A 23,830-nucleotide genomic window follows, 5' to 3' on the forward strand; every position below is an offset into this window, starting at 1 on the left:
TTATTGTTGTTTTATTTGCTCAACCCTGAATTATGGACTTTGAACTCAAACTGCTTCCCCTCGCCCGTATTTGCAGCGAAAAATGCGATGCGCTGCTAGTACTGATACCCCAGGATTTGAGCGCCGGAGGCGATGACCCCCTGTCCGCACTCGCAGCACTCGCCCTCAAGGCCGGTGACCTGGAGGCCAAGCCGGGCAAGCTGCTGAGCGCCTACCGTACGCCGGGCATTGCGGCAACGAGGGTGGTGCTGGCGGGTGTAGGCGACGCCAGTCCCCGAAATGTCCGGACCGCCGTGAATGCAGCGATGGCAAACCTGAAGAACGGCAATACGCAGCGGGTCGTCGTCAGTCTTGCCGCCATGAACAACGCGCAGCCAGAAATCGTCCGGGCCGCGGTGGTGGCCTGCAGCGAGGCTGCTTACGTTTACAGCACCACCAAATCCAAGGTCAGTCCTGTCAAATTGCAGCGGGTGGTGATTGGCGTGAACGAGCTGTCGGTGGCCAGGCCGGGTTTTGACAAGGCTCTGGCGCTTGTCAAGGGTATTGAATTTGCCAAGGAGTGGGCCAACCGGCCCGCCAACCATGCGACACCCACCCTGCTGGCGGGGGCGGCCAGGGAACTGGCGAGATTGCGCAACATCAAGGTGGAAGTTCTGGGCCCCAAGGAAGTCGCCAAACTGGGCATGGGGTCCTTCATGGCCGTGGCCCAGGGTACGTCGGAGCCCCTGCGTTTTATCGTGCTGCGTTATGAAGGCGCTGCCAAGTCGGTGGCGCCCGTCGTGCTGATCGGCAAGGGCATCACTTTCGATACGGGCGGCATCTCGATCAAGCCGGCGGCCGAGATGGATGAGATGAAGTTCGACATGTGCGGCGCAGCCAGTGTGCTGGGCACGTTCCGGGCACTGGCCGAATTGCAGCCTGCGCTGAATGTGGTCGGGCTGATCCCGGCCTCTGAGAACATGCCCGGCGGGCGGGCGCTCAAGCCGGGCGACGTGGTCACCAGCATGAGCGGGCAGACCATTGAAATTCTGAACACCGATGCGGAAGGTCGCCTGGTGCTGTGCGATGCCTTGACCTACGCGGAGCGCTTCAAGCCAAGGGCCGTGGTTGATATCGCTACGCTGACCGGCGCCTGCGTCATCGCGTTGGGTGGCGTCCGCAGCGGGCTGTTTTCAAACAATGACGAACTGGCCCAGTCGCTGGCGGCCGCGGGTGAGTCGTCGCTTGACCCGTGCTGGAGAATGCCACTGGACGACGATTACGCAGAAGGACTGAAAACGAATTTTGCCGATGTGGCGAACGTGGCGGGACGGGCGGGTGGCGCCGTGACCGCGGCGAAGTTCCTGCATCGTTTTGCAGGCAGTTTTCCGTGGGCTCACCTCGACATTGCCGGTACAGCCTGGAAAGGCGGAGCGGCCAAGGGTGCGACCGGCCGGCCTGTGCCCTTGCTGCTGGACTATTTGCTGGGCCAGGTCACCGCGGCCGCCCCGCGCAAGGCACAGCCCAAAGCCAGGTCCGCCAAGAGAAGCAAGCCTGTTTCCAGAACCCGGGCATGACCGAGATCGCCTTTCATTTCAACGTACCCGACAAGCTGGCCTACGGTTGCCGTTTGCTGCGCAAGGCGTATCTCAGCGGCGCCAGCGTGGTGGTGACGGCCGAGGCCGATGTGCTGGCGCAGCTTGATCAATCGCTGTGGAGCTTTTCCCCTACGGAATTCGTACCGCATTGCCGCAGCGATGCCGGGGAGGACAACCTCGCCGTGACACCGGTATTGCTTGCCGAGTCGCTGCAGGACTGCGCCCGTCATGAGGTGCTGGTCAATCTGGGGCAGGGCATTCCTGCGGGATTTGAGCGCTTTGAGCGCTTCATCGAGGTGGTTGCGCAGGGTGACGATGAGCGTCTGGCCGCGCGCAGCCGATGGAAGCATTACACCGACAGGGGTTACACCATGAAGCGACACGACCTTGCAACGGCCAAGGGAGGCGCATGAGGAGCTCATCGACGCCGCCGCGATTCGTGCCAACGCTGACCGAGGTGGTTCGCCCCACGGCGCCAGCGGGCACCTCCAGCGAGCCGGTAGCCCCCGCAGCGCCTCCGCTGGATTCGTCCGGCCTCGAAGAGCGGGTGGTGCTACGCGTCATGCAGCGGGTTGACCTGATTCTGGAAAGACGCTTGCGGGAAGTTGTCGGCCAACTGATCCTGGAGCAGACCCAGACGCTGGCCCCCCGCCTGCGCGGCGAAATCGAATTGGTCTTGCGTGAAACCGTGAGCCAGGCGTTGGCACAGGAAGCCTCAAAAACACCGGGCCGGCCCTAGTTCAGGCAGCCCGGGCAAGGTGGTTTTCGTGCCTGTGCCGGTCACGCAGCATGGCGATGAAGCAGTGTCGCGCATTAGACAATCTGCTCCCCGGGTAAACCCCCTTATCCAAAATGACCCTAGGGCCGTTGCTATGGTGCGGGCCCGGAAATTGCGTTATGTTCGGCCCCGTTGAGTTATAAAAATTGATCTCAACCTTTAACGGTAATTTCCTAATCGGAGTGTTTTTATGCAAATGAAATTAAAACTGACAGTAGTGGCCGCACTCGCAACTTTGGCCGGCATTGCCTCAGCTCAGGATGTCGTGGTCAAGATTGGCCACGTAGCGCCCATGTCCGGTTCGCAGGCTCACTACGGTAAAGACAATGAAAACGGTGCGCGGATGGCTGTTGAAGACCTGAACACGCAAAACGTTGTCATTGGGGGCAAAAAAATCAAGTTTGAATTGCTTGCGGAAGACGACGCCGCCGATCCAAAACAGGGCACCGCTGCTGCACAGAAACTGTGCGACTCCAAAGTAGCCGGTGTGGTGGGCCACCTCAATTCAGGTACCACGATTCCCGCCTCCAAGGTTTACAACGATTGCGGTATTCCCCACGTCACGGGTGCCGCGACCAACCCCAACCTGACCAAGCCCGGTTACAAAACCACCTACCGCATCATTGCCAACGACAATGCGCTGGGCGCCGGTCTGGCGTTCTACGCGGCTGACGCACTGAAACTGAAAAAAGTTGCCATCATTGATGACCGTACGGCCTATGGCCAGGGCGTTGCCGAAGTCTTCAAAAAGACGGCTTTGACGAAAGGCATGACCGTGGTTGACGAGCAGTTCACCACCGACAAGGCCACCGACTTCATGGCTATCCTCACGGCCGTCAAGTCGAAAAATCCCGATGCGATTTTCTTCGGCGGCATGGACCCACAAGGCGGCCCGATGTTGCGCCAGATGGAGCAGCTCGGCATGGGCAACGTGAAGTACTTTGGTGGTGATGGCATCTGCACGTCCGAACTTGCCAAGCTGGCTGCTGGCGCCAAGACCCTCAACAATGTGGTGTGCGCTGAAGGCGGTGCTTCGCTCGCCAAAATGCCTGGCGGTGAAGCCTGGAAAAAGCGTTACGACGCCAAGTACCCCAATCAGTTCCAGGTTTACAGTCCGTACACCTATGACGCTACCTTCGTTTTGGTCGACGCCATGAAGCGCGCCAATTCGACCGATCCAAAGGTCTACACCCCTGAGTTGATCAAAACCAACTACAAAGGCGTGACCACCACGATCGCTTTCGAGCCCAATGGCGAATTGAAAAACCCCGCCATCACTTTGTATGTTTACAAAGATGGCAAGAAATCCGCCCTGAACTGATCAGTTCGCGCGCATGAAAAAGCCACCGCAAGGTGGCTTTTTTTTGGAGGGTCCAACCGTTAGATGCTATCGGGCTGCGATCAGACCATCATCCTCGGCCGCAGTCCCGGGCAGGGCGTGTTCAATGGGCTTGCCTTGCCTTCGACAGTCTTCTGCGTTGGCGGAGAGGAAATGACGGCGAGAAAAACATTCTGCAATCGCGCAGGACTGGCGGATTGCCTTCCCGGCCATCAAGGTGGCCCTCCGTTGAGAAGAAGGCCGGAATGCCGGGAAAGGCGAAGGCGGGGGATCGAAAAAGGCAAAGAAAAAACGGGGCGCGAGGCCCCGTGTTTACTTGTTTTTGGCGGAAAGGGCGGGATTCGAACCCGCGGTGGGTATAACCCCACGCACGCTTTCCAGGCGTGTGACTTAAACCGCTCATCCACCTTTCCGCGAAGCCTTTGATTGTAGCAGTGCCAGAGGACTTGTCAGAATGTGGCGGCTCTTAAAGCTGCGCTTAATGAACAGCGCCCTGAAACCGGTGCTTTTCCAGTTGCGCCAGTGTGACAAATTCCAGCACGTTGGTGTGGGTGGCTTCCAGAATCACCGGTGGTGCCATGCCTGCCTCCAGGGCCTCCCGCCAGCGCTGGGCGCACAGGCACCAGCGGTCGCCTGGTTTGAGTCCGGCAAAACGGTACTGCGGCCGCGGCGTGACGAGGTCATTGCCGCGCGCACTGGAGAACGCGAGAAACTCCGGGGTGACCCGCACGCAGACCAGATGGGAGCCTAGATCGGACGCATCGCTGTTGCAGCAACCGTCCCGGAAGTAGCCCGTGAGCGGATCGTAAGAGCAGGGGACCAGCTCACCGCCCAAAACATTTTTTGCACTCATGGCTGTACCTGTAGTGAAGTATTGATCATGCCCTGCTGGACTGCACCATCTTCATGGCCGATGCGATCAGTGCAGACACCTCGGTCATGTTGCTTGGCACGATCAGGGTCGTGGTGGCGTCACCCGCGACGCTGGAATAGGCTTCGACGGCTTTTTCGGCCACTTTCAGCTGCACGGCCTGCTCACCACCGGGCTGGCGGATGGCCGCGGCCACCACTTCGATGGCCCTTGCATTGGCTTCCGCCACGGCCATGATGGCTGAAGCCTCACCCTGCGCATTGTTGATGGCCGCTTGTTTTTCACCCTCCGAGCGGGCGATGAAGGCCTCGCGCTCACCGGTGGCGATGTTGATCTGTTCCTGCTTGCGCCCCTCGGAGGCGGCAATCAGCGCGCGCTTTTCGCGCTCAGCGGTGATTTGCGATTGCATGGCATGGAGAATCTCCTTGGGTGGCGTCAAGTCCTTGATCTCGTAGCGCAAGACCTTCACGCCCCAGTTGAGCGCGGCTTCGTCAATGGCTGCGACAACTTGCGCGTTGATGATGTCGCGCTCTTCAAAAGTCTTGTCGAGCTCAAGCTTGCCGATCACGGAGCGCAGCGAGGTTTGGGCCAGCTGCGTCACGGCCACGATGTAGTTGGATGAGCCGTAGCTGGCACGCATGGGGTCGGTCACCTGAAAATACAAAATGCCGTCAACCTGCAGCTGTGTGTTGTCGCGGGTAATGCAGACTTGGCTCGGCACGTCCAGTGGGATCTCTTTCAGGCTGTGCTTGTAGGCCACCCTGTCGATAAAAGGCACCAGGAAGTTCAGGCCCGGGGTCAGGCTGCCGTGGTACTTGCCCAAACGCTCGATCACCCAGGCATTTTGCTGCGGAACCACCTTGATGCTGCGTACGATAAAGATGCCAGCCACGATCAGAATGACGAGTGCTATTTCCATGCTTCCTCCGTTGATTTAGATTGATTCAAATTGGTGTGCCGGGTGCCCGCCAGGCCGGCGAATCGGCAGCAGGGCACAAAAAGGCTACGAGAGCGCCTCACAGCTTTTCAAGTACCAGACGATTGCCCTGCATTTCCTTGATGCGAAAACTTCCGGTGGCGGCAGGTTCGGCCGGGTCGGCAGGTATGGCGGTCCAGAGGGCGCCGCGAAATTTCACGGTGGTGGTTCCATCGGAGTTCCATTGCGCGACCTGTACCGGCTCACCAATATCCAGGTTGACATCCCGATTGGCATTTGCGGGCAAGGGGGCGGGGGTCTTGCCGCGGTACCAGTGCCAGGCGGCCACCGCACCACCCCCTACAGCAGCAGAGATTACCATTTGGCCGATAATGGCAAGGCCCGAGTGAGCGGCAATGGCGCCTGCGACGAACCCGACGGCCAGCATCAGCAGGTAAAAGGTGCCGGTGACCAGCTCAACCGCGACCGCGCTACCTGCCAGCAGCCACCAGATGGTCGATTCGCTCATGTTTCTTCCTTTTGTCGGTGATGCGCTACATTTTGGGGCAATTAGACCCTCTCGCAAGCGTACAGCAACAATATTTCCTTACACTTCGCACTCGCCAGTCAAACCGTTCGGGCTCAACCTGTCTATGCCCATCCGAGCGTTTCCGTCATGCCCTCCGACAGGTTCAGGGCGCCCATGAACTGCTTCCATCCCCATGAAATTCCGCTTTCCGATTGTGATCATTGACGAAGACTTCCGCTCCGAGAATACCTCGGGGCTGAGTATTCGTGCGCTGGCCCAGGCCATTGAAAGCGAAGGCTTCGAGGTGCTGGGCGTGACCAGCTACGGTGACCTGTCGCAGTTCGCCCAGCAGCAAAGTCGTGCCAGTGCTTTTATCCTGTCAATTGATGACGAGGAGTTCACACCCGGCCCGGATCTGGATCCGGCCGTGCTGAATCTGCGCAACTTCATCGAGGAGGTACGCCGCAAGAATCTTGACGTGCCGATTTACGTCTACGGTGAAACCAAAACCTCGCGGCATATTCCCAACGACATCCTGCGCGAGTTGCACGGCTTCATTCACATGTTTGAAGACACGCCCGAGTTTGTGGCGCGCCACATCCTTCGTGAGGCCAAGAGCTACCTCGAAGGGGTGCAGCCGCCTTTCTTCAAGGCGCTGCTGGACTACGCCGAAGACGGCTCGTACTCATGGCACTGCCCGGGTCACTCGGGTGGTGTGGCATTTTTGAAGAGCCCGGTCGGGCAGATGTTTCACCAGTTCTTCGGCGAGAACATGCTGCGTGCCGACGTATGCAATGCAGTCGAGGAGTTGGGCCAACTGCTCGACCATGACGGCGCGATTGGCGCCAGCGAGCGCAATGCCGCGCGTATCTTCAATGCGGACCACTGTTTCTTCGTCACTAACGGCACCTCCACCAGCAACAAGATGGTGTGGCACCACACCGTGGCGCCGGGCGATGTGGTGGTGGTGGACCGGAACTGCCACAAATCCATTCTGCACGCCATCATCATGACGGGTGCGATCCCGGTGTTTTTGAAGCCAACGCGCAACCACTTCGGCATCATCGGCCCGATTCCGCAAAGCGAATTCGAGCCCGAAGCCATCAAGGCCAAGATCCGGGCCAACCCGCTGCTCAAGGGTGTCGATGCAGACAAGGTCAAGCCGCGCGTGCTCACGCTCACGCAGTCGACCTATGACGGCGTGCTCTACAACACCGAAACCATCAAGGGCATGCTCGATGGCTACGTGGACAACCTGCACTTCGACGAGGCCTGGCTGCCGCACGCTGCATTTCACCCCTTCTATGGCAGCTACCACGCCATGGGCAAAAACCGCATTCGCCCGAAAAATGCCGTGGTGTACGCAACCCAGTCAATTCACAAGCTGCTGGCGGGCATCAGCCAGGCCAGCCATGTGCTGGTGCAGGACTCGCAAAACACCAAGCTCGACAGGCACCTTTTCAACGAGGCCTACCTGATGCACACCTCGACTTCGCCGCAGTACAGCATCATCGCCAGCTGCGATGTGGCCGCCGCCATGATGGAGCCGCCCGGCGGCACCGCGTTGGTCGAGGAGAGCATTGCCGAGGCACTGGACTTTCGCCGGGCCATGCGCAAGATCGACGATGAATACGGCAGTGACTGGTGGTTCAAGGTCTGGGGGCCGGACAAGCTGGTGGAAGAGGGCATTGGCCTGGCCGAGGACTGGATCATCAAGGGTGAGTCGCGCAGTGCCAAGAGGGCCAAAAACGGCGCCAATAACTGGCATGGCTTTGGCCAGATGGCAACAGGCTTCAACATGCTCGACCCGATCAAGTCGACCATTGTCACGCCCGGGCTGGACCTCAATGGAAAATTCGCGAAAACCGGCATTCCCGCCAGCATCGTGACCAAGTTTTTGGCCGAGCACGGGGTGATCGTGGAGAAAACCGGGCTTTACAGCTTCTTCATCATGTTCACCATCGGCATCACCAAAGGCCGCTGGAACACCCTGCTCACAGCGCTTCAGCAGTTCAAGGATGACTACGCCAAGAACCAGCCGATGTGGCGCATCCTGCCCGAGTTCTGCCAGAAGTACCCGAAATACGAGCGCATGGGCCTGGCTGACCTGTGTCAGCACATTCATGCCCTTTACGCCAAATACGACATCGCGCGGTTAACGACCGAAGTCTATTTGAGTGACCTCGCACCGGTCATGAAGCCCAGTGACGCCTATGCCCACATTGCCCACCGCACGACAGAGCGGGTCGAGATCGACCAGCTGGAAGGCCGCATCACCGTCGGGCTGGTCACGCCTTACCCACCCGGCATCCCGCTGCTGATTCCTGGCGAGGTGTTCAACAAGAAAATAGTTGATTACCTCAAGTTTGCCCGTGAGTTCAACGCGCAATGCCCGGGGTTCGAGACCGATATCCACGGCTTGGTCGAAGAGGTGGATGCCAAAGGCAAGGTCCGCTACTACGCCGACTGCGTGAAGAAAGCCCGCTGAAGCGGCAATTGTGCATGCGCCGCCCGTTTCAGACGGGCTGGTCTTCTCTCACCCGCATGAAGCTGGCAAACCTGGGGACGCCGCTGCCGTTCAGGCCGCGAAAGCGGTAGGTGACAGTGCTGCCCAGGACTGGCGGGTTCTGGCGTTGCTCGTCGTTGAATCCGCTGCCAAGCTTGAAGCGTCGTCCAGGTTTGCCGTCCACCCCCGGCATCTCTACCAGCAGTGCACCCAAAACGCCGACGTATTTTCCCTTGCCAGGAATGTGCGCGACCACACGGGCTTCCGTGTCCTCATGGGTTTTGACCTTAAGGAGGTCGTCGGTGCGCTGGCCCATGTAGAGGGATGCGCCCCGGTGCAGCATCAGTCCTTCGCCGGCGTGTTTCTCGGTTGTGGCCAGCAGGTTCTGCAAAGCCCGGTGGTTGGCCACCTTGAATTGGGCGACCGCTTGCACCCAAGGCTGGTCAATCCGGCTCACCACGCCATTCAAGGCGGGAATCCGTTCGGTGAATGGGCCGCCTTGCGCGGGTAAGTCAAACACCATGAAACGCATGGCGCGCCAGGCTGCATCGTCAGGGGTTTGCTGGCGTACCGTGGACACCGCTTTCGCAAACTGGCCGCGGCCAGCCCAGAGTTCGCCATCCATGGCTACCTTGGGCCAATCCGCCGTGAACCAGGCCGGAGCCACGATGCGCTCGCCGCCGCGAGTCAGCAACTTCTCACCGTCCCAGTAGCCGCGCACGCCATCGTATTTTTCGCTGACCCAGTAATCGGCCAGCGAAACACCCACGTGATAAACCTTGGCCAGCATCAGCGGCGGGCTTGTCTCAGCTGCCAACAAGGGCAGGGCAGGCGTGAGCAGCCCGGCGAGCGCCAGCAGCAGCGCAAGCGTCTGGGCGCGAAAGGGGGCAATGGTCAGGCGGGTGTTGGCAGATGGCGTGTGTGCGGGCATGTGGTCGTCTGATGTTTATGAGTCATTCATACACATGGCCCAAGCAAAATGGGTGCCATCAGCTATCAAAATAAGAGTGTTTGAAATGCTTTGGCGACTGGCCGTCGACTGCGGGTGCGGCTGATGGCCGGAACTTGACTTGAAGCTGTACGTATGTACAGTGTAAATGCCCCACCCGGATTTGGGCAAGGTGATGCGGTACAACACGTACCAGTCTGTTGTAAAAATTCGAACTTCGGGCTCCCCGCGGGCCGTCTCATGAAAGAAAGGAATCAGGCCATGACACACAAAGGTAGCTGCCACTGCGGGCGGATCGCGTTCGAAGTTGACGGCGAGCCCACCAAGGTGCTGGCGTGCAATTGCTCCATCTGCTCGCGCAAGGGGTCGCTTCTCTGGTTCGTTCAGCGGGACACACTGCGCCTGCTAACGCCTGACGAAAATGCCAGCACGTATTTGTTCAACAAGCACGCCATCCGGCATCGTTTCTGCCCTACCTGCGGCATCCACCCCTATGGCGAAGGGGCCGACCCTTCGGGCCAGCGCATGGCGGCTGTCAATGTCCGCTGCCTCGAAGACATTGACCTGGCTGCGCTTGCCGTCGAACATTTCGACGGCCGCTCTTATTGAACAAAAAAACCTTGCTCCCGGCAGGCTGGCCCGCCTGCCAGCTCTCAGCCATTCACCCAGCAACCATGATCCCCAGCGATGTAGAAACCATAGAACGTGCAACGATTGCCGCCGTGTCACCCGAGGCCCTTGAGGAGCTGGAGGGCTGGCTGTTGCCATTCGACAGGGGAACGGTCAGTCGAGCCAAAAGTGCCGTTCCGCTTCGACATAAGGCCTGTGATGAAACCGTGCTGGACAAGATTGAGACACGCTACGAGGCACGTGGCCTGCCGCCAATTTTTCGTGTTGCGACAGAGCCGTGTTTCGACCTCTTGCGGCGAGCGCTGAAACGGCGCGGCTACAAGACGACGCGTCCGGTGCTGGTACAGGTGGCGTCAGTCAACGATATGCGTGCGGTATCCACGCAAACGCCAGCGGAAACGGCCCATTCACCTGACGAGGCGTGGGCGGCCCTGTTTCTGGGTGAAGGTTTCGACCCCGTTGACGGCGTAAGTCGCGTCAAAACGCTGAGCCGGGCTCGTGACTCTCTCTATGCAAGCGTTCGAGAGAGTGGGCGCACCGTGGCCGCAGGTGCCGCAGCCTTTTCCAACGGATGGTCCAGCGTGCACGGCATGCGCACCGACCAGGCTTGCCGGGGCCGCGGGCTGGCAGGGCGCGTTCTGGCAGGGCTGGCTGATGCCGCGATCCACAGAGGAATTGAGCGTACCTTCTTGCAGGTGGAGGACGGCAACGCGCCAGCTCTGGCGCTCTACAGGCGGGCGGGTTTCGAGACAGCCTGGTGCTACGAGTATTGGCGCCGGGCTTGACAGGGTTCAAGGTCAAGGACAAGTAGATTTGGCCCTCAGCTTTACATGCGTGGGCACCGTTTGCCATCAAAATGATAGCAAGTCGGGCTGCCAAGCCCGCCGTCGTGGCGTTCAGCCTGCTTCGGTTGGCTCGGCGATGCCGCCCACCACGTGGCTGAAACCACCATCCACGTAGGTGATTTCGGCGCTCACGCCACCAGCCAGGTCACTCAGCAAGAACGCAGCGACATTGCCGACGTCTTCAATCGTTACGTTGCGGCGAATGGGTGAGGCTTCGGCGACGACGCTCAGAATCTTGCCGAAGCCCTTGATGCCGCTGGCGGCCAGGGTCTTGATCGGGCCGGCGCTGATGCCGTTGACGCGCATGCCCTTGGGGCCCAGCGATTCGGCCAGGTAGCGCACCGAGGCCTCCAGGCTGGCCTTGGCCAGCCCCATGGTGTTGTAGTTGGGCACGGTACGTACCGCGCCCAGGTAGGTCAGGGTCAGCAGCGCCGACTTGTTGTTGAGGTAGGGCAGCGCCGCCTTGGCCATGGCCGGAAAGCTGTAGGCGCTGATGTCGTGGGCAATCTTGAAGCCCTCGCGGGTGAGGCCGTCGAGGAAATCGCCGGCAATGGCTTCGCGCGGTGCGTAGCCAATGCTGTGAACAAAGCCGTCAAACGTCGGCCAGGTCTTGGCCAGGTCGGCAAACAGCTTCTCGATTTGGGCGTCGTCGCCGACGTCGCAGTCAAAGATGAGTTTGGAGCCAAAATCGGCGGCAAACTCCGTGATGCGGTCCTTGAAGCGCTCCCCGACATAGCTGAAGGCCAGTTCGGCGCCTTGTGCGTGGCACGCCTTGGCTATGCCGTAGGCAATGGACCGGTTGGACAACACGCCCGTGATCAACAGTTTTTTGCCGGTAAGAAAACCCATGCTTGTGCTCCAGTGTGTACGAGTGGATCGGCCGATAGCGGTTGGTTGCATTGAATGGGGCAGCTGGCTTACCTGCTGGCCGCCAACCGTTGCCGACGTGAAGTAGTGCAGAATTGTCGCATGCGGGATTTGTCTTTTTTGCGGGCGCTGGTGATTGCTTTGATGACGACCCTGCTGGTCGGCCTTGCTTTATTCGCGCCGGCTTCCCGGGCTGCATATGCCTACGCCCAGTTTGGCGACATTAAATACCCGCCGGGCTTTACCCATTTTGATTATGTGAACCCGGCTGCGCCCAAGGGGGGCGAGATTCGCATGGTGCCGCCCACCCGGCCCACCAACTTTGACAAGTTCAACCCGTTCACGCTGCGCGGAACTGCCCCCTACGGGCTGGGAATCCTGCTGATTGAAAGCCTGCTGACCGGCAACTCCGAAGAGCCCACAACGGCCTACGGATTGCTGGCTGACGACGTGGAGGTGGCGGCAGACAAATTGTCGGCGACCTTTCGTATCAACAACAAGGCACGTTTTCACGATGGCACGCCCGTGCTGGCGGCTGATGTGCTGCATTCGTACACCCAGCTCATCAGCAAACTTGCCGCGCCCCAGTACCGCACGATTTACGCTGAAGTCAAGGGGGTGACTGTGGTCTCGGAGCGCGTCGTGCGCTTTGAGTTCCTGACGCCAAATCCCGAACTGCCGCTGGTCGTCGGCGGAATGCCGGTGTTCAGCCGGGGCTGGGGCCGGGAGGGAGGCAAGGTCAACGGGGCCAGCAAGCCTTTCGACCAGATCGTTTCGGAAATACCCATAGGCTCCGGGCCCTACAAAATCGCCAATCCGGCCATGGGCCGTGACATCACCTATGTGCGGGACCCGGCCTATTGGGGTGCGGATTTGCCGACACGCAAGGGGCAGTTCAATTTTGACCTCATCAGCTTTAAGATTTACCTGGACGAAACCTCCCGCTTCGAGGGCCTGAAGGCCGGTGAGTTCGATTTCCTGCGCGAATTCATCTCGCGCAACTGGGCGCGCCAGTACACCGGCAAGCAGTTCACCTCGGGCGAACTGGTCAAGCGCGCATTTCCAAATCGCAACCCCGGCGACTTCCAGGGTTATGTGTTCAATCTGCGCAATCCGAAGTTCCAGGATGTGCGGGTGCGCAAGGCGATCGGCCTGGCGCTGGATTTCGAGTGGATGAACCGGCAGCTGTTCTATGGCATCTACAAACGCGTGGACGGCTACTTTCCCAACAGCGAGTTTCACGCGGAGGGCCTGCCCAAACCGGATGAACTGGCCTTGCTCCAGCCTCTGCGCGCCCAACTCAAACCAGAGGTGTTCGGCGCCGTACCCGTGTCGCCCAGCACCACGCCGCCCGGCAGCCTGCGCGAGAACCTGCGCCAGGCCCAGGCGTTGCTGCGCGAGGCCGGCTGGACTTACCGTGACGGTGCGCTGCGCAATACCAGGGGCGAGGCCTTCACGATGGAGTTCCTGAACGACCAGCCCTCCCTGATACGCATCGTCGGGCCGTTCCAGAAAGCGCTGGAAAAGCTGGGCATCACCATGACATACCGGGTCGTGGATTTTTCGTTGTCCAAACAGAAGATGGATGCTTTTGACTTCGAAGTCACCACGTTGCGCCTGCCCGGCAGTACCGCACCGGGCGGCGAGTTGCTGGAGCTGTTTGGCTCGAAGGCGGCCCAGACACCGGGCTCCTCGAACGTCTGGGGCATTGCCGATCCGGCGGTCGATGCCCTGCTGCAAAAAGTCGTGACCGCCAAAACCCGGCCTGAACTGGGTGCCGCCATGCGCGCGCTGGACCGCGTGCTGACCCACGGCTACTACTCGGTGCCGCAGTACTACGGCGATGCGTTCCTGATCGGCTACCGCCCGGGTCGCTTTGTCCTGCCGCAGACGATTCCGCCGTATTACCAGGCGGACACCTGGGCCATGAGCACCTGGTGGAGTAAATGACCCCCACGCTTGTCACTGCGTGTACTGCGCTGCCCCCCATGGGGGCCGCTGCGCCTGCGGTCTGGCAAAGCCAGCCCCGCGGCCCCTGCTTGAAGGGATCGTTCGTGCGCTCACTTCAAGTACGCTCGAAAGGTTGACCATGGCCAGCTACATTCTCAAGCGCCTGCTGCTGATGATTCCCACCCTGTTGGGCGTGCTGCTTCTGACCTTCGTCATGGTGCAGTTCGTGCCCGGTGGGCCGGTGGAGCAAATGGTGGCGCAGCTGCAGGGCCGTGACTCCGGCGGCGAGCGCGCTGCCGCATCGGGTGCCGGTTACCGCGGGCGGCAGGGCGTGGACGCGCAGCGCATTGAAGAAATCAAGGCGCTGTACGGCTTTGACAAACCGGTGCACGAACGCTTTTTCCAGATGCTGGGGCGTTTTGCCCGCTTTGACCTGGGCAACAGTTTTTACCAGCACAAGGATGTCTGGCAACTGGTCAAGGAAAAGCTGCCGGTCTCCGTCAGCCTGGGCTTGTGGACCTTTTTCATCAGCTACCTGATCGCGGTGCCGCTGGGGGTGGCCAAGGCGGTCCGGGCGGGCACGCGCTTTGACTTTGTCACCACGCTCATCGTGCTGGTCGGCTATGCCATACCGGGCTTTGTGCTCGGCGTGGCGCTGCTGGTGGTGTTTGGCGGGCAACTGCAATGGTTTCCGCTGCGCGGGCTGACCTCGCCCAACTGGGAATCCCTGGGGTGGGGCGCACGGATCACCGACTACCTCTGGCATATCACCCTGCCCATCATCGCGATGGTGCTGGGCAGTTTTGCCGTGACGGCGGTGCTCACCAAGAACTCCTTCCTGGAAGAAATTCGCAAGCAGTACGTCTTGACGGCCCGGGCCAAGGGACTCAGTGAACGGCAGGTGCTCTGGAAGCATGTGTTTCGCAATGCGCTGATTCCCATCATCACAGGGTTTCCCGCCGCGTTTATCGGAGCTTTTTTCACCGGTTCGCTGCTGATTGAAACCCTGTTTTCGCTGGACGGCCTGGGCCTGCTCAGCTATGAGAGCGTGATCCGGCGGGACTACCCCGTGGTGCTGGGCACGCTCTATCTCTTCACGCTGATCGGCCTGGTGACCAAGCTGGTCAGCGATCTCTGCTATGTCTGGGTAGACCCGCGTGTTAAATTTGACTGACCCCCCCGAAGCGGCCGTTGGCCGCCTCCCCCCCGAGGGGGCGCCGCTGGCGGACGGGCGGAGCCCGATCCGCGGCGGCCTTGGTGAAAACCGTTCTGTGGTCAGTCTTAGTCCGGGTCGGCGGGCGTGGAAGCGTTTTCGCCGCAACAAGCTTGGGTTTTACAGCCTGATCCTGTTTTCGACTCTGGTGGTGCTCAGCCTCTTCGCCGAGGTGCTGTCCAACGACACGCCGCTGGTGGCCCACTACAAGGGCGAGTATTACTTTCCGCTGCTCAAGGACTATTCGGAAAAGACCTTTGACGGCGACTTTGAAACGCCCACCGACTACCTGGACCCTTTCATCCGCGAGAAGCTGGGGCAGGGGGGCAACTGGGCGCTGTACCCGCCCAACCCTTACGGCCCGCGCACGATCAACTATTTTGCAAAAGAACCCAACCCTTCGGCGCCTTCACGCGACAACCTGCTGGGCACGGACGACCGGGGGCGCGACCTGCTGGCGCAGCTGATCTATGGCTTTCGATTAAGCGTGCTGTTCGGTCTGGCACTGACAGTGATTGGCGTGGTGATCGGCGTGATCACCGGGGCCGTTCAGGGGTATGCCGGCGGCAAAACAGACCTCGCCTTCCAGCGGTTCATGGAAATCTGGGGCTCCATGCCCGAGCTTTATTTGCTGATCATCTTCAGCGCGGTGTTTGCGCCCAGCGTGGCACTGCTGCTGTTTCTCCTCAGCCTGTTTGGCTGGATGGGATTGTCCGACTATGTGCGCGCCGAGTTTTTGCGCAACCGCCAGATGGACTATGTGCGCGCAGCCAGGGCCCTGGGCGTGAGCAATCTGCAGATCATGTGGCGGCACATCCTGCCCAACAGCATGACGCCTGTGGTGACGTTTTTGCCCTTTCGCATGAGCGCGGCGATCTTGGCGCTGACCTCGCTGGATTTCCTGGGCCTGGGCGTGCCCCCGGGTACGCCCTCGTTGGGCGAGTTGCTCAACCAGGGCAAGGCGAACATCGATGCCTGGTGGATTTCGATGTCGACATTTGCCGTGCTGGTCGTCACGCTGTTGCTGCTGACCTTCATGGGCGACGCCTTGCGCGATGCCCTGGATCCCCGAAAGGCTGAGCTATGACCCCCACGCCTGTCACTGTGCATCCAGCGCTGCCGCCCGATGGGGGCTTCGCGACGGGTGGCGGATCTTCCGCGCCTGCCCATCCGCTGCTGAAAGTCGACGGCCTCAGCGTTTCCTTTGCCGGCAAAAGAGTCGTGCATGGAATTGATTTTTCCATCGCACCCGGAGAAAAACTGGCCCTGGTAGGCGAGTCCGGTTCGGGCAAGACGGTGACGGCCCTGAGCCTGCTGCGGCTGGTGCAAAACGCCAGCATCAGCGGGCAGGCCCGGTTTGCCGCAACAGAGGGCCTGCAAGGGCCGGTGAATCTGCTTTCCCTTCCTGAAGCCGAGTTGCGCGGCATTCGCGGCCGGGATATTGCGATGATCTTCCAGGAGCCGATGACGGCCCTGAATCCCCTGTTCAACGTTGGGGACCAGATTGCCGAGGTTGTCCAGCTAAAACGCGGCCTGACCCCTGCAGAGTCTGTGACGATGGCAATTAAATTGCTGGCAGACACCGGCATTCCGGAGCCTGACAGGCGGGCGCGCTCATTTCCCCATCAGCTCTCTGGTGGGCAACGCCAGCGGGCCATGATTGCGATGGCGCTGGCCTGCCAGCCCAAGCTGCTGCTGGCTGACGAGCCGACAACCGCACTGGACGTCACCTTGCGCGGCCAGATTCTGGACCTGCTCAGCGAGTTGCAGCAGCGAAACGGCATGGCGGTGCTCCTGATCACGCACGACCTCAACCTCGTCCGCCGCTTTGCGGACCGGGTGGCGGTGATGGAAAACGGATATCTGGTGGAGCAGGGCACCGTCGCGGAGGTGTTTGCCGATCCGCAGCACGCCTACACCCGTAAATTGATCGACAGCAAGCCGGTGCGCAATGTGAGCGAGGGCGTGGACTTCGGGCCGGGCGGGCCTTTGATGATGCAGGCCAGTCGTGTCTCCGTGACCTATCCGGTCGCCATTCCGGGTTTCAGGGGCTGGTTCAAAAGCGGTGGGTTTGTGGCTGTAAAGGATGCCACCTTCGATATTCCACCCGGTCAGACGCTGGGGGTCATCGGGGAATCGGGTTCCGGCAAGTCAACTCTGGCCCTCGCCAGCCTCGGCCTGCTGCCGTTTTCCGGTACCTTGCAGGCGGCAGGGCAGTCCTGGAGCCGTAATGGCGCCAGCAACAAGGCGATTCGCCGTGCGGTTCAGGTGGTTTTTCAGGACCCGTTTTCCTCCCTTTCACCGCGCATGACGGTGGGCGAGATCGTGGAGGAAGGCTTGCGTGTCCATGAGCCCTCGCTGGACGAGCTCGAAATGCGGGAGCGGGCGTCGCAAGCTCTGGCGGACGTGGGCATGAGCGAGGCGCAGTTTCCGGGCTTGCTGCAACGGTATCCGCATGAGTTCTCGGGCGGGCAGCGGCAGCGGGTGGCCATTGCACGGGCGCTGATCATCCATCCCGGCTTGCTGGTGCTGGACGAGCCGACCAGCGCGCTCGATGTGACGATCCAGAAGCAGGTTTTGTCGCTGCTTCAGCGGCTGCAGCGCGAACGGGGCTTGAGCTATCTTTTGATCACGCATGACGTGGACGTGATCCGTGCGATGGCCCATCAGGTGATGGTGATGAAAGACGGTGAGGTGCTGGAATCCGGCGCGGTGCTGGACGTTCTGGACAGGCCCCATCATCCCTACACGCAGGTATTGGTGTCGCAGGCCTGAGCTTGCACCCGGATTTATGTTTATAAATTACTTTAACTAATCAATATATCTATTTGATATGTATGGAATTTTTAATAAAATATATTCCATGCGTTCGGAGGAGGGGCGGATATGGAGTAGCCAGCCAGACCTGCCACGGTCTGGCCCAGCAGTCGGTGCGGTAAAGTCCGAATATTCACGGCGAAGATTCACGGTCGGGACAGTTCCCGGGATGGCTCGAATGCCAGGTCGCGCGTAGTCCGAACGCGCTCATTGCTTGGGCTCATTGCCTGTTGTCGGCGGAGTCGCGTAATAGGCATGAGAAGACGTGAAGAAAAGGCGCGAAGGCGTAAAGGGGTTTGCCCTGATCAAATCAGGCACGAAATTTGTTTGCACGGAAGGGTTGTCCGAGTTACAATATGCGCTTCACGACCAAATGGGCGGGTTTTCACCGCCCATTTTTTTTGGGCGTTTGTTTTTACAGACTGGTTTTAAGACAACTGAATGGCCTTGCAAGAAACGATTGAGCAGACTGTCACGGGACTGGGTTACGAGCTGGTGGAAATCGAGCGTACCGGCGGTGGCTTGCTGCGTGTCACGATTGACATGCCCTACGTTTCCGGTGCTGAGCAGTTCATCAATGCGGAAGACTGTGAGAAGGTCACGCGCCAGCTACAGTTTGTGCTGGAAGTCGAAGGTGCCGATTATTCGCGGCTGGAAGTCAGCTCGCCGGGTATTGACAGGCCTCTGCGCAACGAAAAAGATTTTGAGCGTTTTGCCGGTGAATTGGTTGACATCACCCTCAAAGCGCCGATTGGTGTGGCTGCCAGCGCCGGTTCGGCCGTGTCGGCCAACCGCAAGAAATTCCGCGGCACGCTGGAGCGGGCTGCGCCCAAGGATGGCGTTGCCGGCTGGCAGATCGTATGGAGCGACGAGCCCCCCGTCAAACCGGGCCAGAAAGTCAGCAAAAAGAAACTTCCCGCACCCCTGCAGGCGCTGGGTTTCACACTCGACGAAATTCACCAGGCGCGACTGGCGCCAGTGGTTGATTTCAAGGGCCGAAAACCCAAAATTGTCCCTGGTGCGGATAAATCTTCAGAGAAATAATTTAGAAAGGCAGGCTTGTGAAATGAATCGCGAACTGTTGATGTTGGTTGATGCCATCTCGCGTGAGAAAAATGTTGAACGTGACGTCGTTTTTGGGGCTGTCGAGCTTGCGCTCGCCTCGGCCACCAAGAAGGTGTACGAAGACGGCGTGGACATCCGCGTGGTGGTAGACCGTGACAGCGGCAATTACGAGACTTTCCGCCGCTGGCTGGTGGTGCCTGATGAAGCCGGCCTGCAAAATCCGGAAGCCGAAGAGCTGGTGAGCGACGCTCGCGAAGAAATTCCCGACATTGAAGAAGGCGACTACATCGAAAAACCGGTGGAGAGTCTGCCTATCGGTCGCATCGGCGCACAAGCCGCCAAGCAGGTCATCCTGCAAAAAATCCGCGATGCCGAGCGCGAAATGCTGCTCAACGACTTCATGTCGCGCGGCGACAAGATTTTTGTCGGCACCGTCAAGCGCATGGACAAGGGCGACATCATTGTCGAATCTGGCCGTGTCGAGGGGCGGCTGCGTCGCAGCGACATGATCCCCAAGGAAAATCTGCGTGCCGGAGACCGCGTCCGCGCCATGATCATGGAGGTCGACACCACCCTGCGCGGTGCCCCCATCATCCTGTCGCGCACCGCCCCAGAGTACATGATCGAGCTGTTCCGCCAGGAAGTGCCCGAGATCGAGCAGGGCCTGCTAGAGATCAAGTCCTGCGCCCGTGACCCCGGTTCGCGCGCCAAGATCGCCGTGTTGTCGCACGACAAGCGGGTGGATCCCATCGGCACTTGTGTCGGGGTTCGCGGCACCCGTGTCAATGGCGTGACCAATGAGCTCGCCGGCGAACGCGTCGATATCGTGCTGTGGAGCGAAGACCCGGCCCAGTTCGTGATTGGCGCACTGGCGCCTGCCAATGTGTCATCCATCGTGGTGGACGAAGAGCGCCACGCCATGGACGTCGTGGTCGACGAAGAAAACCTGGCCATTTCGATCGGCCGCGGTGGCCAGAACGTGCGCCTGGCTGCAGAGCTGACCGGCTGGAAGATCAACATCATGACGGCCGACGAGTCGGCCCAGAAGCAGGCGACCGAAACCGATACCAGCCGCAAGCTCTTCATGGAAAAGCTTGATGTGGACGAGGAAATCGCCGACATCCTGATCTCCGAAGGCTTCACCAGCCTGGAAGAAGTCGCGTATGTGCCGCTGCAGGAAATGCTCGAGATCGAATCGTTTGATGAAGACACGGTCAATGAGTTGCGCACCCGCGCCAAAGATGCACTGTTGACGATGGAAATCGCCAAGGAAGAAAATGCCGAAGGTGTTTCGCAGAACCTGCGTGACGTTGAAGGCATTACGCCCGAGCTGATCGCCAAACTTACCGAAGCGGGTGTCCATACCCGCGACGACCTGGCCGATCTGGCTGTGGACGAACTCACCGATATCACCGGCCAGTCTGCGGACGAAGCCAAGGCCCTGATCATGACTGCTCGCGCCCATTGGTTTACCAATGACGCAAGTGACACCGCTGCACCTGCAACGGCCCAAGAGCAATGATCATGGAGGCCAGCCAGGAAAACAAAATATGTCCAGTACCACTACCGTCGCTGAATTCGCAGCTGAATTGAATAAACCCACCGCCACCCTGATCGAGCAGTTGACCAGCGCGGGCGTCGCCAAGGTGCAGGCCAGCGACCACCTGTCAGAAGTCGACAAGCAGAAGCTGCTTGGCTATCTGCAGGCCAGCCATGGCACCGTGACGGCCGAGCGAAAAAAAATCACGCTGGTGAAGAAATCCACCACCGAGATCAAGCAGGCTGACGCCACGGGCAAGGCTCGTACCATCCAGGTGGAGGTTCGCAAGAAACGAACCTTCGTCAAGCGAGAGGACGGCTCTGACCTGCCTGCCGAGGAAGTTCAACCTGAAGTGGTGGCTGCGCCGCAGGTTCCCGTGATTGATGACGCCGAACTGATTCGCCGTGAAGAAGAAGCGAGCCGCCACGCCGAATTGCTGCGCCGCCAGGAAGCAGAACTGGCAGAAAAGCGCCGTTTGCGGGAAGAGCTGGATGCCAAAGAAGCCGCCCGCGAACTGGAACGCCAGGCTGCGGCGGAAAGCGCCAAGGCAGCCGCCGAGGCGGCTGAAGCCGCCAAAAAAGCCAAGCCCGTGACCGGGAAGGCCAAGGAAGTGGCCCAGCCTGCCGGCGCCGAGGCTTCCCGTGCTGCAGCCGAGACAGCGGTCGCAGAAGAAGCGGCCGCCACCAAGGCTGCCGATGCTGCAGTTGTACAGGCCGCTGCCAAGGCCAAGGCCACGGCAGAATTCCAGGCCGATGCCGCCAAGGCACAGGACCTGCAGGAACGTCGTCGCAAGGCCGAGGCCGAAGCCGCGGGAATTCGGGCAATGATGTCTGCGCCCAAGCGCGTACTGGTTCCGCATGTGGATCCCAAGGCCGCCATCAAGGGCACCTTGCACAAGCCAGCGGTTGCGCCAGGCGCAGCCAAGCCCGCCGCAGCGGCGGGAGCACCGGGTGCACCGGGTGCTGCAGGCAAAAAGGAAGTCAAGTCGGAGAACCTTTCTTCGACCTGGAAAGACGACGCCGCCAAGAAAAAGGGCATTCCCAGCCGTGGTGCGACGGCGGTTCCCGGACGCGGAAACTTCCGCAGCGGCCCGCGTGGCCGTCGCAGCAACGATCGCGATGCCCGTCCCGAGTCCACCTTCGTCGCGCCCACAGAGTTCAAGGTGATCGAGGTTCATGTGCCCGAGACCATCACCGTGGCGGAACTGGCGCACAAGATGAGCGTCAAGTCCTCTGAGGTGATCAAGCATCTGATGAAGCTCGGCCAGATGGTCACCATCAACCAGCCGCTGGACCAGGACACTGCCATGATCGTGGTGGAGGAAATGGGCCACAAGGCGATTACCGCCGCGCTGGATGATCCGGAAGCGTTCACCGACGACGACGTGCAGGGCCAGCAGGCAGAAGCGCTGCCGCGCGCGCCGGTGGTGACCGTCATGGGTCACGTCGACCACGGAAAAACTTCGCTGCTCGACTACATCCGCCGCGCGAAAGTGGCCGCAGGTGAGGCCGGCGGCATTACCCAGCACATTGGTGCGTACCACGTGGAAACGCCACGCGGCATGATCTCCTTCCTGGACACGCCGGGTCACGAGGCGTTCACCGCCATGCGTGCCCGTGGCGCGCAGGCGACCGATATCGTGATTCTGGTGGTGGCCGCTGATGACGGCGTGATGCCGCAAACCAAGGAGGCTATCAAGCACGCCAAGGCAGCCGGCGTTCCCATCGTGGTGGCGATCAACAAGATCGACAAGGCTGATGCCAACATGGACCGGGTCAAGGGCGAACTGGTCACCGAAGAAGTCATTCCGGAAGAGTTTGGCGGCGAATCTCCATTCGTGGGCGTATCAGCCCGTACCGGCGAAGGTGTCGACACGCTGCTGGAGCAGGTGCTGCTGCAGGCCGAGGTGCTGGAGCTCCGCGCGCCGGTGGAAGCACTGGCCAAGGGCCTGGTCATTGAAGCCCAGCTCGACAAGGGCCGGGGCCCGGTCGCTACCGTGCTGATTCAGTCCGGCACGCTGAAAACCGGTGACGTGGTGCTGGCCGGCTCGACCTATGGCCGCGTGCGTGCCATGCTCGACGAGAACGGCAAACCGATCAAGACCGCGGGTCCTTCCATTCCGGTGGAGATTCAGGGTCTGACCGAAGTGCCTCAGGCCGGTGACGAATTCATGGTGATGACGGACGAGCGCCGCGCCCGCGAAATCGCCACCTACCGCGCCGGCAAGTTCCGCAATACCAAGCTGGCCAAGCAGCAGGCTTCCAAACTGGAAAACATGTTTTCCGACATCTCGGCCGGCGAGGTCAAGATGCTGCCCATCATCATCAAGGCCGATGTGCAGGGCTCACAGGAGGCGCTCGCGCAGTCGCTGCTCAAGCTCTCGACCGATGAGGTCAAGGTTCAGCTGGTTTACTCCGGCGTCGGTGGTATTTCTGAATCCGACGTGAACCTGGCCATTGCGTCCAAAGCCGTGCTGATCGGGTTCAACACCCGTGCCGACGCGCAGGCGCGCAAACAGGCCGAGAACAATGGCATCGACATTCGCTACTACAACATCATTTATGACGCTGTGGACGAGCTCAAGGCCGCCATGTCAGGCATGCTGACGCCCGACAAGAAGGAAGAAGTCATTGGTACCGCCGAGATCCGCCAGGTGTTCAAGGTCAGCAAGATCGGCTCGATCGCCGGCTGTATGGTCACCGCGGGCATTGTTCGCCGCACGGCCCGGTTGCGCCTGTTGCGTGACAACGTGGTCATCTTCACGGGTGAACTCGACTCGCTCAAGCGCTTCAAGGACGACGTCAAGGAAGTCAAGGAAAGCTTTGAGTGCGGCTTGAACATCAAGAACTACAACGACATCCAGGAAGGCGATATTCTGGAGTTCTTCGAGATCAAGGAAGTGGCTCGTACCTTGTAAGCAAAATACTGGCAGTCGACCGGCCCTTCGGGGCTGGCTGCCGTCCTGATTGATCATTACAAGCCCAGACCTTTGTTCCATGCGTAAAAAATCATCCACCCCCAACCGCGGCTTTCGCGTTGCCGATCAGATCCAGCGGGATCTGACGGAGCTGATCGCGCGCGAGCTGAAAGACCCGCGGGTCGGGATGGTGACCATTCAGGCGGTTGAAGTTACGCCCGACTATGCGCACGCCAAGGTGTTTTTCAGTGTACTGGTTGGTGACCCCAAAGCGTGCGAAGAAGCGCTCAATCAAGCCGCTGGTTTTTTGCGCAACGGCCTGTTCAAGCGCCTGATGACGCACACGGTGCCCACCCTGCATTTCCACTTTGACCGTACCACCGAACGTGCGGCAGACATGAACGCCTTGATTGCCAAGGCGGTTTCTTCCCGCGCAAAAGACGACTGAGTTCGCGCCGTTCCCCTTGACAGGTTCGGGGACAACGGTGCCAACGGAGCACGCGGGCGAGTCCCGTTCGCTG

At 60.2% G+C, this 23,830-nt stretch carries 20 protein-coding genes and 1 tRNA gene; 15 read left to right on the top strand and 6 right to left on the bottom strand.

Features of this window, described 5'->3' with window-relative positions:
- The first annotated feature begins 32 nt into the window (after positions 1-32).
- The 4 genes from BPRO_RS11960 (at position 33) to BPRO_RS11975 (ending at position 3,676) form a co-directional block, all read left to right on the top strand.
- Positions 33-1,556 carry a leucyl aminopeptidase gene (locus tag BPRO_RS11960; RefSeq protein ID WP_011483325.1) on the top strand — a complete coding sequence of 508 codons (1,524 nt, stop codon included), beginning with the start codon at positions 33-35 and terminating at the stop codon, positions 1,554-1,556.
- Positions 1,553-1,990, top strand: coding sequence for a DNA polymerase III subunit chi (locus tag BPRO_RS11965; protein ID WP_011483326.1), 438 nt, complete (start codon positions 1,553-1,555; stop codon positions 1,988-1,990). The genes BPRO_RS11960 and BPRO_RS11965 overlap by 4 nt, the downstream gene beginning before the upstream one ends.
- Entirely contained in the window at positions 1,987-2,316 is a 330-nt protein-coding gene (locus BPRO_RS11970; RefSeq protein WP_011483327.1) for a hypothetical protein, read from the top strand. Before BPRO_RS11965 ends, BPRO_RS11970 begins: the two co-directional genes overlap by 4 nt.
- 229 nt (positions 2,317-2,545) lie before the next feature.
- Positions 2,546-3,676, top strand: coding sequence for a branched-chain amino acid ABC transporter substrate-binding protein (locus BPRO_RS11975; protein WP_011483328.1), 1,131 nt, complete (start codon positions 2,546-2,548; stop codon positions 3,674-3,676).
- 341 nt (positions 3,677-4,017) lie between these two features.
- Here BPRO_RS11975 and BPRO_RS11980 read toward each other — a convergent pair.
- From BPRO_RS11980 to BPRO_RS11995, 4 genes are all read right to left on the bottom strand, one after another.
- Positions 4,018-4,107, bottom strand: a tRNA-Ser gene (locus tag BPRO_RS11980).
- A 65-nt stretch (positions 4,108-4,172) separates the two neighbouring features.
- Positions 4,173-4,547 carry a DUF2237 family protein gene (locus tag BPRO_RS11985; RefSeq protein ID WP_011483329.1) on the bottom strand — a complete coding sequence of 125 codons (375 nt, stop codon included), beginning with the start codon at positions 4,545-4,547 and terminating at the stop codon, positions 4,173-4,175.
- A 25-nt stretch (positions 4,548-4,572) separates the two neighbouring features.
- Positions 4,573-5,484: an SPFH domain-containing protein gene (locus BPRO_RS11990; RefSeq protein ID WP_011483330.1), complete on the bottom strand. Its 912-nt coding sequence runs from the start codon at positions 5,482-5,484 to the stop codon at positions 4,573-4,575.
- Between the two features lie 97 nt (positions 5,485-5,581).
- Positions 5,582-6,010 carry an NfeD family protein gene (locus BPRO_RS11995; RefSeq protein WP_011483331.1) on the bottom strand — a complete coding sequence of 143 codons (429 nt, stop codon included), beginning with the start codon at positions 6,008-6,010 and terminating at the stop codon, positions 5,582-5,584.
- Between the two features lie 193 nt (positions 6,011-6,203).
- Here BPRO_RS11995 and BPRO_RS12000 point away from each other — a divergent pair, with 193 nt between their 5' ends.
- Positions 6,204-8,498 carry an arginine/lysine/ornithine decarboxylase gene (locus tag BPRO_RS12000; protein ID WP_011483332.1) on the top strand — a complete coding sequence of 765 codons (2,295 nt, stop codon included), beginning with the start codon at positions 6,204-6,206 and terminating at the stop codon, positions 8,496-8,498.
- A 28-nt stretch (positions 8,499-8,526) separates the two neighbouring features.
- Here BPRO_RS12000 and BPRO_RS12005 read toward each other — a convergent pair whose 3' ends face one another.
- Positions 8,527-9,447: a DNA ligase gene (locus tag BPRO_RS12005; RefSeq protein WP_011483333.1), complete on the bottom strand. Its 921-nt coding sequence runs from the start codon at positions 9,445-9,447 to the stop codon at positions 8,527-8,529.
- 279 nt (positions 9,448-9,726) lie between these two features.
- On the opposite strand from BPRO_RS12005, the gene BPRO_RS12010 reads away from it, so the two are divergent.
- Positions 9,727-10,074, top strand: a complete 348-nt coding sequence (locus BPRO_RS12010; protein ID WP_011483334.1) for a GFA family protein — start codon at positions 9,727-9,729, stop codon at positions 10,072-10,074.
- A complete protein-coding gene (locus BPRO_RS12015) occupies positions 10,071-10,880 on the top strand; it encodes a GNAT family N-acetyltransferase (protein ID WP_232291527.1) in 810 nt (269 codons plus the stop codon). Before BPRO_RS12010 ends, BPRO_RS12015 begins: the two co-directional genes overlap by 4 nt.
- A gap of 111 nt (positions 10,881-10,991) precedes the next feature.
- On the opposite strand, the gene fabI is transcribed toward BPRO_RS12015, so the two are convergent.
- Positions 10,992-11,789, bottom strand: coding sequence for an enoyl-ACP reductase FabI (gene fabI, locus BPRO_RS12020; protein WP_011483336.1), 798 nt, complete (start codon positions 11,787-11,789; stop codon positions 10,992-10,994).
- A 120-nt stretch (positions 11,790-11,909) separates the two neighbouring features.
- Here fabI and BPRO_RS12025 point away from each other — a divergent pair, with 120 nt between their 5' ends.
- From BPRO_RS12025 to rbfA, 8 genes are all read left to right on the top strand, one after another.
- Positions 11,910-13,757 carry an extracellular solute-binding protein gene (locus BPRO_RS12025; protein WP_232291528.1) on the top strand — a complete coding sequence of 616 codons (1,848 nt, stop codon included), beginning with the start codon at positions 11,910-11,912 and terminating at the stop codon, positions 13,755-13,757.
- 139 nt (positions 13,758-13,896) lie between these two features.
- The gene (locus BPRO_RS12030) at positions 13,897-14,931 is read left to right on the top strand and encodes a microcin C ABC transporter permease YejB (protein ID WP_011483338.1); all 1,035 of its coding nucleotides are present in this window, start codon (positions 13,897-13,899) and stop codon (positions 14,929-14,931) included.
- Between the two features lie 97 nt (positions 14,932-15,028).
- Positions 15,029-16,057: an ABC transporter permease gene (locus tag BPRO_RS12035; RefSeq protein ID WP_041388782.1), complete on the top strand. Its 1,029-nt coding sequence runs from the start codon at positions 15,029-15,031 to the stop codon at positions 16,055-16,057.
- The gene (locus tag BPRO_RS12040) at positions 16,054-17,745 is read left to right on the top strand and encodes an ABC transporter ATP-binding protein (RefSeq protein ID WP_011483340.1); all 1,692 of its coding nucleotides are present in this window, start codon (positions 16,054-16,056) and stop codon (positions 17,743-17,745) included. Before BPRO_RS12035 ends, BPRO_RS12040 begins: the two co-directional genes overlap by 4 nt.
- A gap of 483 nt (positions 17,746-18,228) precedes the next feature.
- Positions 18,229-18,831 carry a ribosome maturation factor RimP gene (rimP, locus tag BPRO_RS12045; protein ID WP_011483341.1) on the top strand — a complete coding sequence of 201 codons (603 nt, stop codon included), beginning with the start codon at positions 18,229-18,231 and terminating at the stop codon, positions 18,829-18,831.
- Positions 18,832-18,853: 22 nt separating this feature from the next.
- Positions 18,854-20,374: a transcription termination factor NusA gene (gene nusA, locus BPRO_RS12050; RefSeq protein WP_011483342.1), complete on the top strand. Its 1,521-nt coding sequence runs from the start codon at positions 18,854-18,856 to the stop codon at positions 20,372-20,374.
- A 28-nt stretch (positions 20,375-20,402) separates the two neighbouring features.
- Positions 20,403-23,309: a translation initiation factor IF-2 gene (gene infB / locus BPRO_RS12055; protein WP_011483343.1), complete on the top strand. Its 2,907-nt coding sequence runs from the start codon at positions 20,403-20,405 to the stop codon at positions 23,307-23,309.
- A 79-nt stretch (positions 23,310-23,388) separates the two neighbouring features.
- Complete coding sequence (gene rbfA, locus BPRO_RS12060) at positions 23,389-23,757, top strand: 30S ribosome-binding factor RbfA (protein WP_011483344.1); 369 nt, start codon at positions 23,389-23,391, stop codon at positions 23,755-23,757.
- The last annotated feature ends 73 nt before the right edge of the window (positions 23,758-23,830 follow it).

Source organism: Polaromonas sp. JS666 (genome assembly GCF_000013865.1).
Classification (GTDB): domain Bacteria; phylum Pseudomonadota; class Gammaproteobacteria; order Burkholderiales; family Burkholderiaceae_C; genus Polaromonas.